Raw genomic sequence first — 16,007 nt, forward strand, 5'->3', positions numbered from 1 at the left:
GAGCGCGAGGAACGCGGCGACGCCGACGAGCTCCGCCCCCTTCGCGACGATAGCCAGCGGGTCGCCCGCGATCGCCGAGCCGGCCGCGGCGCCGTGCCAGCCGACGTAACCGAGGAGGAACGCCGCGAGGGTCCCGGCGCCGAGCGCGTACAGCCGCCGGTACTCGGGCGCGCGCAGCGTCGCGACCGCGACGGCGACCGTGAACGCCCCGCCGAGCAGGAACACGTAGGGGCGCGGATCGCCCTGACCGCCCAGCCGCGGCCACGCCCACAGCAGGTGGACCGCGGCGCTCAGCACCGCGGCCTGCACCGCGACCGCCCGAACGACCCGTTTCCTCGGGGCGTCGCGGGCGTCGTACCCGCCGGGGTTCGAGGGGTCGGCGGAAGGACCGTCGTCCGGTTCCGGCTCCGGCGCCGATCCGGTCTCTCCCTCCGACGTCGACGCGCTCATCGGCTCACTCCCACGGGCGGTTCCCGGGGGCGTCCGGCCACAGCGGGTACCAGTACGACTCGTCGTCCTCCAAGCCGAGCTCCCCGTCGAGGACGGACTGGAGCTTGAACTCGACCTGCTGGTTCCGGTCGCTCGTCCCCTTCGGCGAGAACGGGTAGTACGCGCCGCGCCGGAACGAGTAGATCCAGTAGGCGTCGACGTCGCCGCGCTCGAAGCCGAAGACGGCGGCGAGCAGTCTGGACCCGAACCCCTCCTCGATGAACTGATCGGCCGCGAAGTGGACGCTCGTCACGAGGTCCTCCGGGTCGTCGTCCTCGAGGACGAACCACTGGTAGCCGTGGTCGTCCTCGTGGCGGTGGAACCCCGTCCCCGTCTCGATCTCGCCGGCCTCCAGGATGGCCTCGACGGTCTCGACGGCGTCGTCGAAGCGGGTGCTATCCACGCCGGAGAAACACAGCGCGGCCTCCCCGCAGTGGTCGTATCCGAGGTCCGCCTCCATCGTCATGTACGCGGTCGACATCCCGAAGAGGTCCTCCGGGTCGGCCTCGCGGGTCGCGTCCGTCTCGGCGCTCGTCCCGAGCACGGCGCGGATCGTGTCGAAGATGCCCATTTATGAGTGAATCTTAGGCGACGCGGGGTTTAGGAGGTTTGTGTCGCGTCCGGCGACCGGCGTGGGTCACTCCCCCTCGTTCTCCGCGACGTAGTCGAGGTACCCGAGGACGCCCCGAACGTTCAGACTCGCGTTGGCGCGGGCGCGCTCCGGGTTCCAGAACTCGACGTCTCGCTCCGCCGCCGCCTCGAAGTGCTCGACGACCGCGTCGTCGTCGCCGAGTTCCTCGCGCTTCTCGCGGATCGCCTCCACCCACTCCACGTACGCGCGCTTGATCTCGCCGGTCAGCTTCGGCTCGTATTTGCGGGGGCCGAAGTGCCCGAAACAGAGGACGTCCGGTTCGAGCCCCTCTATCGTCCGGACGTCGGCGAGGCACTGGTCGAGGTCGAACTGCGGGGGGGGCGTCGTCGGCTCGATCCCGTCGACCGCGGGGACGTAGATCCCGGCCGCGTCGGCGGTAAAGACGACGTCGGCGTCGGGGTCGTGATAGATCGCGTGGTGGGGCGCGTGCCCCGGCGCCTCGTGAACGACCAGCTCGCGGTCCCCGAGGTCGATCCGGTCGCCCTCCGCGAGCCCCGAGATCCGGCCTTCGGGAACCGGCTCGGGGTCGTCGTAGTACCGCCACTGGTCTTCCACCGCGGACTTCGTCCCGGCGACGAGCGCCTCCGGGTCGACGAGGTGTCGCACTCCCTTCTCCGGCACGACGACCTCCGCGCTCGGGTAGCGCTCGGCGAGGTGACCCGCCCCGCCGGCGTGGTCGAGATGGGCGTGGGTCGGCAGGATCCACGCGAGCTCCTCGCGACCGATCCCGACCTCGGCTATCGTCTCGTACAGCGCCTCGCGGTTCGCGCCGGTGCCGGTGTCGATCACGATCGGGCGATCGGCGTCGTACACGTACACGGCCCCGTACTCGTCGGTGTCGAACATCCCGGTGTCGTGGACGTACAGGTCCGGTACCCCACGAACCGGCTCGTACTCGCCTGCGTGCATGTCCCAACGAGCACCGCGCGGGCCCTTCTAGGGATCGGTCCCGGCGACCGAGGGGCCCGCCGCCCCCGAACCCGGACGCGAATCGCCGTGACCGGTGCTTATAGTCCTCCCGCCCGAGTGATCGGTATGCGCGTGCTCGTCACCGGCGCCACGGGATTCGTCGGTACCAGGCTCGTCCCGACGCTCCTCGACCGCGGCCACGACGTCGTCGCCCTGGTCCGCGACGCCGACGGCTACGCTCCGCCCCCCGGGGTCCACGTCGTCGAGGGCGACCTCCTGGAGCCCGACACCCTCCCGCCGGCGTTCGAGATCGACGGCGACCCGGTCGACGCCGCCTACTACCTCGTCCACTCCATGGACGGCGGTCCCGGCTACGAGGAACGCGACCGCAACTGCGCGACCAACTTCGTCGAGGCGGCGTCGGCCGCGGGCGTCGACCGCGTGATCTACCTCGGCGGCCTCGGGGAGGACCGCGAAGAGCTCTCCGAACACCTCCGATCCCGCCGCGAGGTGGAGCGGATCCTCGAGACGGGCAACCCGGCGCTGACCACCTTGCGGGCGGCCATCATTATCGGTGCCGGGAGCGCGAGCTTCGATGTCATCCACGGGCTCGCGAGCCGGCTCCCGGTGATGACGACGCCGAAGTGGGTCGACACGCTCTGTCAGCCGATCGCGATCGACGACGTCGTCGGCTACCTCACCGGCGTCCTCGAAGCCCCGGAAACGCGAGACGACACGTTCGAGATCGGGGGGCCAGACGTCTTGACTTACGCCGAGATACTCCGCCGAACCCGCCGACAGCTCGGGCACAGGCTGTGGATCATCCGCGTGCCGGTGTTGAGCCCGGAGCTATCGGCGAAGTGGCTCCGACTGGTGACCGACGTGAACCCCTACCTGGCTCGCTCGCTCGTCGAGGGACTCCGCAACACCGTGATCGTCGAGGACGACCGGATTCGCGACCTCGTGCCGATCGAACAGACGCCCTTCGAGGTCGCCGTCGCGAGGGCGATCGACCGCCCCCGCCGCGGCGACCCGACCGAAGCGGTCTCGGCGACCGACGTCGAGGTCGAACCGTGAGCCGGAACTACGGCGAGACGTGGGTGTACGAGAGCCTCGTCGGCGGGATTCCCGGCCTGGGGATCTCCCGTACGCTCGCCGTCGCGATCCAGTTCCTCCTGTTTCAGATCGGCGTCCTCGCGCTCGGCTGGTACTACGGGCTGTGGGACGCGGTCCTCGCGGGGACGGTGGCCGTCCTCGTCGCGGCGATCGGAAGCGTCGAGATGCACCGGCTCGGCGCCGCTAACCGCCGCCTCTCGACGCCTCCCGAGCACAAGCGGCTGCTGTTCGGGTCGAGTATCGAGATCGTTCTCGGCGTGCTCGCGTTCATCGCGCTGCTCACGTACGTGATCGCGTGGGACGGGACGCTGATCGAGCGCCTGTTCGGTCCCAACCCGCCGATCCCGGTGGTGTACCTCACCCTGTTGATCCTGTGGGACCTCACCTACCGGATCGGTACGTCGTGGTGGAGCGCGGTCGTCGCCCTCTGGCGGGCGGTGAACGTCGATCTCTCCCCGAGCGAGGCCTCGCGGGTCAGGCGTCTCGACGCGGAGAACATCGGATTCTCGGCGCTCCAACTGGTGCTCGTCCCGTTCCTGCTCGAGGAACCGATCCTGCTCGGCGCCGTCGTCGGTCACGTCCTCGCGGTCGCGATCGTCTGCTCGGCCGCGATCGCGTTGACCTGACCGATCGGTCCCCTCCGAGAGCCGCCGCGCTCACGGATTTCGGTCTCGGAGGCGCTCGGCCTCGCTACTCGTCGGTCCCGCCGCTCGCCGGTTCCGCCGCTCGTCGGCTCGCTACTCTGCGGTCATTGGTTCAGAAGGAAGTCGACGGATCCGCAGAAACGCGGTCCGAGTCGCCGTCTCACTCGCCCTGCAGCTCCTGGAACTTGTCGAGGAGTGCCTCCGCGGAGTCGCCGGAGTCGTACGTGAGCGATCCGGAGTACTCCGGCCGCTCGGCGTCGAAGTCGGCGTCGACTTCGCTGGTCTTCTTCTCGCGACGCTCGTGTTCGGCCTCGTCATAGGCACCCATTGACATGGTACACCATACCTTAGATATAATCGTTGATATATGTGTCGGTGAATTGTCTGTTCATCGAAACGATAACGACGACGCGGCCGCGCGGCGTCGCATTCGCGCCACCGGAAGCGATTAGACCCGGCGACCGGTAGCACCGCCGTGGCACAACCGCTCCGATTCAGGCGCGCTCCCGGTCGGTGGAGCGCCGACCGGGTCCGCTCGCAGCTCGAGCGGCCGCTCGACGACAACCTCGGAGCGACCGCGAGCGACCCGTGGTTCAGCCCTCCGCCCGGGTACGACGCGCGGCGGTTCGACATGGACGACGGCTCGTTCGCCCTGTTCTGCTGGACCGACGACGACGGCGACCCGCCCGCGGGGGCGAGCGGCGGCCCGACCGGATACTGGATCGGCAACACCGAGACGCCCAGCGAGCTGTGGCGCACGGACAAGTACGCCTTCGACGAGGTCCCGTACCCGGTCTCGCGGTGGGTCCAGCGGGAGCTGCTCGCGGCGCTGCACGACGACGAGCCGTGGCTCGCGGCGTACCCGCACGTCTCGTGGTACTTCCTCCCCGTGTTCTGCTCGAAGGACGGCGCGGAGACGACGCGGGCGTTCTTCCGCGACCACGCGGCCGGGTTCCCGGACGCGACGCGCGAAGAGGGAACCGGGTTCGTCGAGGAGACGCTCCGGCCGGGAATCCTCGACGACTACCGCGAGACGATGGCGGGCAAGCTGGGCACGTCGGCGTCCCTCGACCTCGTGCGGATGAGCGCGACGATGGCGGAGTTCACCGCGGCGCGGATCCTCAGCGAGTCCGGCTACGACGTGACCCCCGAGATCGAGGTGACGACCGGACACTCGCTCGACTTCCGCGCGACCGATCCGGACACCGGGCGCTCGTTTCTCGTCGAGGTGACGCGGCCGCAGCCCGCCTCGAACCGGTCCGCGAGCGGCCCCGTCGCGGCGGTCCGCGACACCGCCGAGACGAAGACGAGCGGCCAGCTAGAGGCGCACGGCGGGGGCGTCACCCTGCGCGTCGACTGCACCTCGTTCCCCGCGGACGACTGGGCCGCGGTCCGGGGCGCCGAGCCGGACGTCCGGCACCGCCCGGCGGTCGTCCTCCGTGCGCGCCCGAACGGGCGCGTGGAGGGATACAGGAAGGGATCGGTGCCGATCGACCTGTCGCCGGCGATCGACTGGGTGTAGCGTCGGCTGGTGTGGCCTCGGATCGTCTCCGCCACGCGCCGCACACCCGCCACGCGCCGGACACGATGTGAACGTCACCGTCGGCGACGCTCGCGGCGCTGGCGACGCGGCAGCGGCGGAAAAATGACCCCGGTCTGCGGCCCCGTTCAGAACGAGACCGGCGACGGCCCGTCCTCGGCGTCGGTCGTCGGGTCGCGGTCCGAGTAGAACCGGCGACCGACTCCGCGGTGACAGACACCGGCGCGGAGCGTGGTGAACACGTCTTCCGCGTCGTCGAACGTCTGCTCTCCGAACCGCTCTAGCACGTCACCGAGACGCTCGGATCCCTCCGCGAGCTCTACGGTCGCGTTCCCGTGGGCCGCGATCAGTTCCTCCGAGGTCGTCGGATATTGGTGCCGTTCGAGTCGGTCGTCGACGCCGTTCAAGCGCATCATCAGGTGGAAATTCCCGATGGTTCTTAATGATTGTCCATGCACAACCTTAGTCGAGGATATCTAATTATATTTCCTTATATTGGTGTGCGTTCACAGGCGACTATCGTCGGCGCTTAGTACGGGGGTCGACGAACGGGACTCATGGACACGGACCGGATCGTCGCCGACCTCCACGCGCACACCACCGTCTCGGACGGCACCATGACGGTCGCGGAGCTCGCGGCGACCGCCGCTGACGCGGGCCTCGACTGCGTCGCCGTCACCGACCACGACCGGGTCCACCCCGACCTCGACGCGCCCGTCGTCGAGCGCGAGGGGCTCCTCGTCGTTCGAGGGATCGAACTGCGCGTCGACGCCGGCTTCGAGCGGCTCGATCTGCTCGGGTACGCGGTCGACCGCACCGCGGCGCTCGACGCCGAGACCGGTCGGCTGCAGGCGGACCGGCAGCGCCGCGGGGCCGCGATCCTCGACGCGGTGGAGGAGCGGCTCGACGTCGACCTCGGCGTCGAGCCTCGCCCCGGCCTCGGGCGACCGCACATCGCCCGCGCCATCGAGGAGTCGGCGGCCCCGTACGACTACGCGGGCGCCTTCGACGAGCTGATCGGGAACGACGGGCCCTGCTACGTCGCCCGCGAGGTGACCGGGCTGGAGCGCGGCGTCGAGCTCCTCCGGGACGCGTGTGCGTTCGTCGGGCTCGCGCACCCCTTCCGGTACGACGACGTCGACGCCGCGCTCGACGTCGCCCGCGAGCTGGACGCGGTGGAGCGGTTCTACCCGTACGGCCGCCCGGTCGACGACGCGCGGGTCGAGCGGGTCGCCGCGGAGAGCGACCTCCTCCTGACGGGCGGGAGCGACGCTCACAAGCGGACCCTCGCCGAGGCGGGGCTGACCGCGGAGGCGTTCGAGCCCGTCCGCGACCGGCTGCCCGACCCGCCCGCGAAGGGGACCGGATCCCTCCTGATCGACGAACAAGATTAAGCCCGACGCCGATAGAGTAGCGACTATGCGGTGTCACTACTGCGACCGAGAGGCCACGTACGAGGCCGAGCAGAGCGGCGTGGTCGTCGGCCTCTGCGAGGAGCACTTCAAGGAACGCGTCGAGGAGCTCGCGGAGTCGGACGAGCTCGCGTCGCTCCGCGACCGGATCGACGTCGAGTCGTCGGAGTAGAGCCCCTCCTCGTCGTCTTCGGCCGACCTCCCGCACCTCCCGCGTCGACTCGCCGCGGACGGATCATAAAAGACCGCCCGGAGCCAACGCTCCGGTATGCACCCCACCGACCGGCCGCGGCGGCTCCGGACCGACGGCGTCCGTCCGCTCGTCAGCGAGCACTCGCTGTCTGCGTCGGACCTCGTCGCGCCCGTCTTCGTCGACGCGACGACCGACGAGCGCGTCCCGATCGAGACGATGCCGGGCCACGAGCGCGTCCCCGTGAGCGAGGCCGTCGACCGCGTCGAGGAAGTCCGCGAGACCGGCGTCGAGGCCGTGATCCTCTTCGGGGTCCCCGAGTCGAAAGACCCCGAGGGGAGCCGGGCGTACGCCGAAGACGGGGTCGTCCAGCGCGCGATCCGCCGTATCGCCGCCGAGACCGACGCCTACGTCATCGGTGACGTCTGCCTCTGCGAGTACACCGACCACGGCCACTGCGGGGTGATCGAGGCGGCGGCGGAGACGGATCCGACGCTCACCGTAAAGAACGACGAGACGCTGGAACTGCTCGCGGAGACCGCCGTCTCGCAGGCCGACGCGGGCGCGGACATGGTCGCGCCCTCCGCGATGACGGACGGGCAGGTGCGGGCGATCCGCGAGGCGCTCGACAGGGCCGGCCACGAGGACGTGGCGATCATGAGCTACGCCGTCAAGTACGAGTCGTCGTTCTACGGCCCCTTCCGCGACGCGGCCGACGGGGCGCCCGCCTTCGGCGACCGCCGCCACTACCAGATGGACCCCGCGAACCGCCGCGAGGCGCTCCGCGAGGCCCGGATCGACGCTGAAGAGGGCGCGGACGTGCTGATGGTGAAACCCGGGCTCCCGTACCTCGACGTCGTCGCCGACCTCCGGCGGGAGTTCGAACACCCCGTCGCCGCGTACAACGTCTCCGGCGAGTACGCGATGCTACACGCCGCCGCCGAGAAGGGGTGGCTCGATCTGGAGGCGACCGCCCACGAGTCGCTGCTGTCGCTCAAGCGCGCGGGCGCCGACCTGATCGTCACGTACTTCGCCGAGGACCTGGCTGATCGCTTATAAACCGAAGCGGACGGAGATCGGCGCCCTTAGCGATTGTTCATCTCGGTGCGTGCCTCGGGGCGCCCTGATAAGGGTGCGAGGAGCCCAACGAGATGCGCGAGTCCTCGCGACTGGAGGGTTTTGGAGGTGTTCGCCGTCGATCTACCAGTAGCGATTCATAAGTGATCGATCGAGATCCCGCGGTCGTTCACACCACCTGCTCGCCGTCGTCGTCGTACACCTCGATGGCGTCGACCGGGCAGACCCGCGCCGCGAACTTCGCGTCGAACTCCTCACCGTCGGGCACCTCGACCACGAACACGTCCTCCTCCTCTTCTTCGCTCCCCCGCAGGTCGGCTTTCCCGTCGTTCAGGTTCTTCTCGAAGGCGTCCCACTCGGCGACGCACTGATACATCCCGACGCAGGTGTCGCGGTCGAACTTCACGCGCATGCCTCCCACTTCGGCGACGCGGTACAAAGCGCTGGCGACGAGCGGCGTGGCCCGCTGCCGAGTCGAATTCGAAGCAAATCACCGGTAACTGCCCCTTTGAGTCTCCCCGACCGCGACCGCTCTCCGAAATCGATTTTCGCCGCCGATTTCTCACAGCCCGACCGTCCTTTTTAAGCCTCGCAGGCACCCATCGCCGCGTATGACTACGGTCTGGCTCGTCGACCGGCAGTTCGACTCGAAGGGGCTCGTGCGGCTCACTTACGCCACTGAGGACGGCGAGCGGATGCACACGAAGGAACTCGCCGAACAGCGGCTCGTCACGGGCGACGGGATCACCGCCGGCCGCGAGGTCGACGAGAGCGCGCTCGGGGAGAGCCCCGACGAAGAGGCCGAGCGGTTCGCCGCGGAGGCCTCGCGGATGGCCGCCGAGTACGACCTCGACGACGTGGTGTGAGTCCCGAGGCGGGCGACGCGGCGTAGCGCGCGCCCCTACAACCGAGGCCGTTAAGGGGGAACCGCGGGAAGGTGAGCGTGAAATGCCCAGTGGTGAGTACGACCCCGAGACCGTCGAGCCGCGGTGGCAGCGGCGATGGGTCGACGAGGAGACGTACGCCTACCCCGACGACGACCCGGTCGACCCGAACACCGTCTTCTCCATCGACACCCCCCCGCCGACGGTATCGGGGAGCCTCCACATGGGTCACCTGTACGGGTTCACCCTCCAGGACTTCGTCGCGCGCTTCGAGCGCATGAACGGCGGCGAGACGTTCTTCCCGTTCGGCTACGACGACAACGGCATCGCCTCCGAGCGGCTGACCGAGGACGAACTCGACATCCGCCATCAAGACTTCGAGCGCCGCGAGTTCCAGGCGAAGTGCCGCGAGGTCTGTGCTGACTACGAGGAGCAGTTCACCGAGAACGTCCAGTCGCTCGGCGTCTCCGTCGACTGGGACCACACCTACCAGACGATCGAGCCGCGCGTCCAGCGCGTCTCCCAGCTGTCGTTCGTCGACCTGTACGACCAAGGCCGCGAGTACCGCGAGAAGGCCCCCGCGATCTGGTGTCCCGAGTGCGAGACCGCGATCTCGCAGGTCGAGACGGAGGACGACGAGCAGGCCAGCCACTTCAACGACATCGCCTTCCCCGTGGCCGGGGATGACGGGACCGCCGACGGCCCCGAAGAGTTCGTCATCTCGACGACGCGACCCGAGCTCCTCCCGGCCTGCGTCGCGGTCTTCGTCCACCCCGACGACGAGGCGAATCAGAACCTCGTCGGCGAGTCCGCCGAGGTCCCGCTGTTCGGCCACGAAGTGCCGATCATCGCCGACGAGCGCGTCGACATGGAGACCGGCTCCGGCATCGTGATGTGCTGTACGTTCGGCGACCAGAACGACATCGAGTGGTACCAGGTCCACGATCTGGACCTCCGCGTCGCCATCGACGAGTCCGGCCACATGACCGACGTCGCCGAGGGGTACGAGGGGATGCACTCCTCGAAGGCCGCCGAGGCCATCGTCGAGGACCTCGACGAGGCGGGCGCGCTGCTCGACCGCCGCGACATCACGCACACCGTCAACGTCCACGAGCGCTGCGGGACGAGCGTCGAGTTCCTCGTCACCGAGCAGTGGTACATCGAGATGCTCGACAAGACCGACGAGTACCTCGAGATCGGGCGGGAGATGGAGTGGTCCCCCGAAAAGATGTTCACCCGGTACGAGCACTGGGTCGAGGGGCTCCAGTGGGACTGGCTCATCTCTCGCCAGCGCTCCTCAGGCATTCCGTTCCCGGTGTGGTACTGCGAGGACTGCGGCGAGGTCGTCGTCGCCGAGAAGGCCGACCTCCCCGTCGACCCCCTCTCGGACGATCCGCCGGTCGACGCCTGCCCCGCCTGCGGGCACGACGCGTTCGAACCCGAGGACGACGTGCTCGACACGTGGGCCACCTCCAGCCTGACGCCGCTGATCAACGCCGGCTGGGACTGGGACGAGGAGGCCGAGGAGTTCACCATGGAGCACCCGGAGCTGTACCGGTTCGACCTCCGGCCGCAGGGCCACGACATCATCAGTTTCTGGCTGTTCCACACGCTGGTGAAGTGCTACGAGCACACCGGCGAGGTCCCGTTCGAGGAGACGATGATCAACGGTCACGTCCTCGACGAGAACCGCGAGAAGATGTCGAAGTCCGTCGGCAACGTCGTCGAGCCCGAGGAAGTGCTCGCGGAGTTCCCCGTCGACGCCACGCGCTACTGGGCCGCCGGCACCGCCGTCGGCGACGACTTCCCGTTCAAGCAGAAGGACCTCCGCGCGGGCGAGAAGCTGATCCGGAAGCTGTGGAACGCCTCGAAGCTCGTCGAGTCGCTGGCGCCGGAGCCGTACCCGGACGCGCCGGCCGACGAGGAACTCCGCGAGCTCGACCGCTGGCTGCTCGCCGAGCTCGACGACCGGGTCGAGCGGCTCACCGAGCTGTTCGAGGACCGCGCGTTCTCGAAGGCCCGCGACGAGCTCCGGAGCTTCTTCTGGAACACGTTCTGCGACGACTACCTCGAGATCGCCAAGCAGCGCGAGGACGCCGCCGCGGCGTACACCCTCAGGACGGCGCACCGCCGGTTCCTGAAGCTGTTCGCGCCCCTGCTCGCGCACGTGACGGAGGAACTCTGGCACGACATGTACGCGGACGGAGCGAGCGACCCCGACGCGGTCGACGCGCCGATCGCCGACGGCGCGCGCGACTCGATCCACCTCGCCGACTGGCCCGAGCCGCTCGGCCTGGAAGCGGACCACGAGGCCGGCGCGGCGGCCACGGCGGTCGTCGGCGTCCTCCGGAAGTACAAGAGCGAGAACCAGCTCCCGCTGAACGCGGAGCTCGACGCCGTCGAGGTGTACGCGGACGTTCGCGGTTTCGAGGACGACATCACGGGCGTGATGCACGTCGCCGACCTGACGGTCCACCCCGACGAGGACGCACCGGTCGAGACGGTGATCACCGGGATCGACCTCGACTACGCGACCGTGGGCCCCAAGTACGGGAACCAAGTCGGCGACATCGAGGCCGCCATCGCGCGGGAGGAGTACGAGATCGACGGCGACGAGCTCCGCGTCGCCGGCGTCACGCTCGTCGGCGACGAGTTCTCGATCGAGGAAGAGCGACAGTACCGAGGCGACGGAGAGCTGCTCGAGGCCGACGACGTCGTCGTCATCGTCCGCGCCGAGGCGTAAGCCGACCGCCGCCCGTCGACACCGTCTTCTACAGGTCCGCCCCGACCGCGTCGTCGACTGAGTCGAAGCCGTCTCGGTCGAGCAGTTCGAGCAGTCCCTCGTTGATGTCGCGGGCGAGGCTCGGTCCCTCGTACACGAGTCCCGTGTACAGCTGCACGAGCGAGGCCCCGGCGCGTATCTTCTCGTACGCCCCCGCCGCGTCAGCGACCCCGCCGACCCCGATCACGGGGACGTCGGTTCGCTCGGCGACGAACCGGATCCGGTCGGTGGCGAGGTCCTCGATGGGTTTCCCGGAGAGGCCGCCGCGTTCGGCGCGGTTCGGGCTCTCCAACGATTCCGGCCGGGAGGTCGTGGTGTTGGTCGCGATGACCCCGTCGAGACCGAGGTCGTCGACGACCCCGAGTGCGTCCCCGACCGCGGGCTCCGGCAGGTCCGGCGAGAGCTTCACGAGGAGGGGACTCGCGCCCGCGTCCGCGAGCCCGCCGAGTATCTCCTCTAACGCCTCGCGGTTCTGCAGCTCCCGAAGCCTGGGCGTGTTCGGACTCGAGACGTTGACGACGAAGTAGTCGCCCGCGTCCGCGACGCGCTCGTACGTGTACAGGTAGTCGTCCGGCGCGTCCGCGAGCGGCGTCGACTTCGACTTCCCGATGTTGATCCCGACCGGCACGTCGGGCATCGGATCCCGGTCGAGCCGGGCGCCCACGGCGTCCGCGCCCTCGTTGTTGAATCCCATCCGGTTTATCAGCGCCTCGTCTTCGCGGAGTCGGAACAGTCGCGGCCGCGGGTTCCCCGGCTGTCGCTCGGCCGTCACGCCGCCGACCTCGACGTGGCCGAACCCGAGCGACGCGAGCGCGCGAGGCACCTCCGCGTTCTTGTCGAACCCGGCGGCCACGCCGATCGGGTTCGGGAACGAGTTTCCGAACGCCTCGACCCGCAGCCGCGGGTCGTCGACGACGTACCGCTCGCGCAGTGCGGTCTCGACCGGAGTCCCCTGTACAGTCCGCAACAACCGGTGTGTCATCCCGTGTGCCGTCTCCGCCGGCAGACCGAATAGGGCCGGCTTCAACAGGTCGTACGCGCCCATCGTTTCCACCTCGTTACGAGCGGGCATCAATCCGCCGACCGACGGGCGGTCGCCCGCGCGTCGCACGCCGGCGTCGCGGTCGCTCGCGGCGGCGAGTCGGCGGCCCGGGCGAAGGCCGAAAACGAGATCCGGTTCAGAAGTCGTGCTCGAGTTGCTCGGGATTTGAATCTGCCTTCTGGATGATTATCTTCCCGTCTCGGACCCGCACGAACACCTCGTCGCCGATCTCCATGCCGGCGACGGCGAGCTCGTCCTCGTGGAGATTCACGTGGACGTTGTGGTACTCCCCCTCGTCGTCCTTGGCGCCACTGGGGCTGAGCTTCTTTTTACGGACCATCGCGGTTGTACTGGTCGCACTTCGCCATAGCAGACACATAAGTGTTGTTTACCCGAATCCGCACTCCACGGGCCCACCGGGCGGTCCGAGACCCTCATTCGGTGCCCTCGGTTCGCTCTTTCGTCGCCTCGCAGTCGCCCGCGCCAGCCGCGCACGGACGGTCGGTTTGTGTTACCCTTCGTCCCGCCGTTCAGAATCGTTCGATTTTGACCGGCCAAAACCGCTAGCCCGGACGGAGTTAATATAAAAATCTTTTGCCGATCAGCTTTCATTTACCCGATATATTTATTACACACTGTGTGTTGGATTCGCATGGAGCACAAACCATGGTACGTGAAGACGGTAAGCGAAACTTCGCCCTTCGAGAGGAAGACGGATCGGAACCGAGCGAGTTCTCTGGGAACATGCCCCGTCAGGCCGCGCTCAAAGCGGCCCGAACGCTCGAGCCGGCTCCCTCCGAGGAGGAGGCGGAGCGAACCACGCTCCGTCTCCGTGAGAAAGGCACAAAAAAGGTCCACGAGTACGAGGGCTGGGCCTGGAAGGATAGCGCCCCCGAGGTCGACGAGGCGGACGACGAATTCTGGCTCAACGACCTCGACGACATCACGAAGGCCAACGTCTCGAAGCAAGGAATTGAGTACATCGACGAGGAGTAACTGCCGGGGCCGTTCGACCTTTTTTGATACCGTCTCGCGTAGCTGTGGGTTCGTTCACAGTTCCCCGGCATGAAACCGCATGACGTGGCGTCGATGCTTCGACGGGGTTAAATACAACCCGGGCATCGTGACTAATGCGAAGAACGCATCCGCGAACTCGGGCCGTTCAACTCGGCCCGGTTTCGCTGGACTTGGAACGCTTCGATGGGTTTATGTCCCCTCGAAGGGTACAATCAAGTCCGCGAAGATGAGGATTTCGCCCCCTGCGCTCCGGCGTAAGAGGAAATCTGATGTGAGCCGTGGTAGTTCGGTGTCATCCAGATCGCTGGCTGACCCGGACACCACATAGACCATGCAATGGTGTTTTGACTCATCGCGAGTCAAAACCCGCCAACACCCCCTCTGAGCCGGGAACCAGGTTCAGAGGTTATACATTCCGGTTGATCCTGCCGGAGGCCATTGCTATTGGGATTCGATTTAGCCATGCTAGTCGCACGAGTTCAGACTCGTGGCGAATAGCTCAGTAACACGTGGCCAAACTACCCTTCGGACTACAATACCCTCGGGAAACTGAGGCTAATAGTGTATACCACAGTCCACCTGGAATGAGGACTGTGCTAAATGCTCCGGCGCCGAAGGATGTGGCTGCGGCCGATTAGGTAGACGGTGGGGTAACGGCCCACCGTGCCAATAATCGGTACGGGTCATGAGAGTGAGAACCCGGAGACGGAATCTGAGACAAGATTCCGGGCCCTACGGGGCGCAGCAGGCGCGAAACCTTTACACTGCACGACAGTGCGATAAGGGAATCCCAAGTGCGTAGGCATAGAGCCTACGCTTTTGTCCACCGTAGGGAGGTGGACGAATAAGGGCTGGGCAAGACCGGTGCCAGCCGCCGCGGTAATACCGGCAGCCCGAGTGATGGCCGATCTTATTGGGCCTAAAGCGTCCGTAGCTGGCCGCACAAGTCCATCGGAAAATCCACCCGCTCAACGGGTGGGCGTCCGGTGGAAACTGTGTGGCTTGGGACCGGAAGGCGCGACGGGTACGTCCGGGGTAGGAGTGAAATCCTGTAATCCTGGACGGACCGCCGATGGCGAAAGCACGTCGCGAGAACGGATCCGACAGTGAGGGACGAAAGCTAGGGTCTCGAACCGGATTAGATACCCGGGTAGTCCTAGCCGTAAACAATGCCTGCTAGGTGTGGCTCCCACTACGAGTGGGTGCTGTGCCGTAGGGAAGCCGCTAAGCAGGCCGCCTGGGAAGTACGTCCGCAAGGATGAAACTTAAAGGAATTGGCGGGGGAGCACTACAACCGGAGGAGCCTGCGGTTTAATTGGACTCAACGCCGGACATCTCACCAGCATCGACTGTAATAATGACGATCAGGTTGATGACCTTATCCGAGTTTCAGAGAGGAGGTGCATGGCCGCCGTCAGCTCGTACCGTGAGGCGTCCTGTTAAGTCAGGCAACGAGCGAGACCCGCATCCTTACTTGCCAGCAGCACTGCGAAGTGGCTGGGGACAGTAGGGAGACCGCCGTGGCCAACACGGAGGAAGGAACGGGCAACGGTAGGTCAGTATGCCCCGAATGTGCTGGGCAACACGCGGGCTACAATGGTCAGGACAAAGGGTTCCTACTCCGAAAGGAGACGGTAATCTCAGAAACCTGATCGTAGTTCGGATTGTGGGCTGCAACTCGCCCACATGAAGCTGGATTCGGTAGTAATCGCGTGTCATAAGCGCGCGGTGAATACGTCCCTGCTCCTTGCACACACCGCCCGTCAAAGCACCCGAGTGAGGTCCGGATGAGGCTCGTTTCACGAGTCGAATCTGGGCTTCGCAAGGGGGCTTAAGTCGTAACAAGGTAGCCGTAGGGGAATCTGCGGCTGGATCACCTCCACAGACCCGAGACTCGCCCTCTGGGCGAGCTCACCTTTCGACCGTCTCTCAAGACGGTCACTACTCATGCATGGTCACGTGTCCGTTCACCCACCGATCTGGACACCGACGAACTACCACGGTTCACACACCACAAGCGCAGAGCCTTCCCACACGGGAAGGTGGGCTCATAGCTCAGCGGTAGAGTGCCTCCCTTGCAAGGAGGATGCCCTGGGTTCGAATCCCAGTGAGTCCATGTCCCCCAGCGTGAATCCGTCCCCTTAAGTGGGAGACGCGATTCCGTTGGGTTACGACGACCGATGCACCATCCCGGGAAACCGCGGATGGGAAGGGTTCGACGAACTCCCCGCCAGGGAGATTCGATGACGACCG

The 16,007-nt window shown here is 67.1% G+C and carries 17 protein-coding genes, 1 tRNA gene and 1 rRNA gene; 11 read left to right on the top strand and 8 right to left on the bottom strand.

Annotated features, from left to right (window positions below; translation table 11 throughout):
• The 3 genes from DJ74_RS02395 to DJ74_RS02405 form a co-directional block, all read right to left on the bottom strand.
• Positions 1-450, bottom strand: a 450-nt coding sequence (locus DJ74_RS02395) for a hypothetical protein (RefSeq protein WP_254922124.1), incomplete at its 3' end; no start/stop codon positions are given.
• A gap of 4 nt (positions 451-454) precedes the next feature.
• Positions 455-1,060, bottom strand: coding sequence for a hypothetical protein (locus DJ74_RS02400; RefSeq protein ID WP_094524129.1), 606 nt, complete (start codon positions 1,058-1,060; stop codon positions 455-457).
• A gap of 66 nt (positions 1,061-1,126) precedes the next feature.
• Positions 1,127-2,050 carry an MBL fold metallo-hydrolase gene (locus DJ74_RS02405; protein ID WP_094526190.1) on the bottom strand — a complete coding sequence of 308 codons (924 nt, stop codon included), beginning with the start codon at positions 2,048-2,050 and terminating at the stop codon, positions 1,127-1,129.
• Positions 2,051-2,176: 126 nt separating this feature from the next.
• Here DJ74_RS02405 and DJ74_RS02410 point away from each other — a divergent pair, with 126 nt between their 5' ends.
• Both DJ74_RS02410 and DJ74_RS02415 read left to right on the top strand, forming a co-directional pair.
• Positions 2,177-3,127 carry an NAD(P)H-binding protein gene (locus DJ74_RS02410; RefSeq protein ID WP_094526194.1) on the top strand — a complete coding sequence of 317 codons (951 nt, stop codon included), beginning with the start codon at positions 2,177-2,179 and terminating at the stop codon, positions 3,125-3,127.
• Positions 3,124-3,792, top strand: a complete 669-nt coding sequence (locus DJ74_RS02415) for a hypothetical protein (protein WP_094524126.1) — start codon at positions 3,124-3,126, stop codon at positions 3,790-3,792. Before DJ74_RS02410 ends, DJ74_RS02415 begins: the two co-directional genes overlap by 4 nt.
• A 178-nt stretch (positions 3,793-3,970) precedes the next feature.
• On the opposite strand, the gene DJ74_RS18995 is transcribed toward DJ74_RS02415, so the two are convergent.
• Positions 3,971-4,138, bottom strand: coding sequence for a DUF5786 family protein (locus DJ74_RS18995; RefSeq protein ID WP_170938337.1), 168 nt, complete (start codon positions 4,136-4,138; stop codon positions 3,971-3,973).
• Between the two features lie 147 nt (positions 4,139-4,285).
• On the opposite strand from DJ74_RS18995, the gene DJ74_RS02420 reads away from it, so the two are divergent.
• The gene (locus tag DJ74_RS02420; RefSeq protein WP_094526197.1) at positions 4,286-5,332 is read left to right on the top strand and encodes a DUF5784 family protein; all 1,047 of its coding nucleotides are present in this window, start codon (positions 4,286-4,288) and stop codon (positions 5,330-5,332) included.
• Positions 5,333-5,478: 146 nt separating this feature from the next.
• Here DJ74_RS02420 and DJ74_RS02425 read toward each other — a convergent pair whose 3' ends face one another.
• Complete coding sequence (locus DJ74_RS02425) at positions 5,479-5,763, bottom strand: DUF2795 domain-containing protein (protein WP_094524133.1); 285 nt, start codon at positions 5,761-5,763, stop codon at positions 5,479-5,481.
• Between the two features lie 144 nt (positions 5,764-5,907).
• On the opposite strand from DJ74_RS02425, the gene DJ74_RS02430 reads away from it, so the two are divergent.
• The 3 genes from DJ74_RS02430 (at position 5,908) to hemB (ending at position 8,011) form a co-directional block, all read left to right on the top strand.
• On the top strand, positions 5,908-6,744 hold the full coding sequence (locus DJ74_RS02430) for a PHP domain-containing protein (protein ID WP_094526201.1): 837 nt from the start codon (positions 5,908-5,910) through the stop codon (positions 6,742-6,744).
• 25 nt (positions 6,745-6,769) lie between these two features.
• Positions 6,770-6,934: a DUF6757 family protein gene (locus tag DJ74_RS19000; protein ID WP_170938336.1), complete on the top strand. Its 165-nt coding sequence runs from the start codon at positions 6,770-6,772 to the stop codon at positions 6,932-6,934.
• 96 nt (positions 6,935-7,030) lie between these two features.
• On the top strand, positions 7,031-8,011 hold the full coding sequence (gene hemB / locus DJ74_RS02435) for a porphobilinogen synthase (protein ID WP_094524123.1): 981 nt from the start codon (positions 7,031-7,033) through the stop codon (positions 8,009-8,011).
• Positions 8,012-8,198: 187 nt separating this feature from the next.
• Here the strand turns inward: hemB and DJ74_RS02440 are convergent, their stop codons facing one another.
• On the bottom strand, positions 8,199-8,441 hold the full coding sequence (locus DJ74_RS02440) for a ferredoxin (RefSeq protein ID WP_094524122.1): 243 nt from the start codon (positions 8,439-8,441) through the stop codon (positions 8,199-8,201).
• A 199-nt stretch (positions 8,442-8,640) separates the two neighbouring features.
• On the opposite strand from DJ74_RS02440, the gene DJ74_RS02445 reads away from it, so the two are divergent.
• A complete protein-coding gene (locus tag DJ74_RS02445) occupies positions 8,641-8,895 on the top strand; it encodes a hypothetical protein (protein ID WP_094526203.1) in 255 nt (84 codons plus the stop codon).
• A gap of 82 nt (positions 8,896-8,977) precedes the next feature.
• The gene (locus DJ74_RS02450; protein ID WP_094526206.1) at positions 8,978-11,656 is read left to right on the top strand and encodes a valine--tRNA ligase; all 2,679 of its coding nucleotides are present in this window, start codon (positions 8,978-8,980) and stop codon (positions 11,654-11,656) included.
• Positions 11,657-11,684: 28 nt separating this feature from the next.
• Here the strand turns inward: DJ74_RS02450 and DJ74_RS02455 are convergent, their stop codons facing one another.
• Positions 11,685-12,740, bottom strand: coding sequence for a quinone-dependent dihydroorotate dehydrogenase (locus DJ74_RS02455; RefSeq protein WP_094526209.1), 1,056 nt, complete (start codon positions 12,738-12,740; stop codon positions 11,685-11,687).
• Between the two features lie 133 nt (positions 12,741-12,873).
• Positions 12,874-13,077, bottom strand: coding sequence for a hypothetical protein (locus DJ74_RS02460; protein WP_092564125.1), 204 nt, complete (start codon positions 13,075-13,077; stop codon positions 12,874-12,876).
• Positions 13,078-13,403: 326 nt separating this feature from the next.
• Between DJ74_RS02460 and DJ74_RS02465 the strand changes: the two genes are divergently transcribed.
• The 3 genes from DJ74_RS02465 (at position 13,404) to DJ74_RS02475 (ending at position 15,870) form a co-directional block, all read left to right on the top strand.
• Positions 13,404-13,733: a non-histone chromosomal MC1 family protein gene (locus DJ74_RS02465; RefSeq protein WP_094524118.1), complete on the top strand. Its 330-nt coding sequence runs from the start codon at positions 13,404-13,406 to the stop codon at positions 13,731-13,733.
• Between the two features lie 433 nt (positions 13,734-14,166).
• Positions 14,167-15,636, top strand: a 16S ribosomal RNA gene (locus DJ74_RS02470).
• Positions 15,637-15,798: 162 nt separating this feature from the next.
• Positions 15,799-15,870, top strand: a tRNA-Ala gene (locus DJ74_RS02475).
• Positions 15,871-16,007 lie beyond the last annotated feature (137 nt).

It is taken from the genome of Halorubrum sp. Ea8, from assembly GCF_002252925.1.
Classification (GTDB): Archaea; Halobacteriota; Halobacteria; order Halobacteriales; family Haloferacaceae; genus Halorubrum.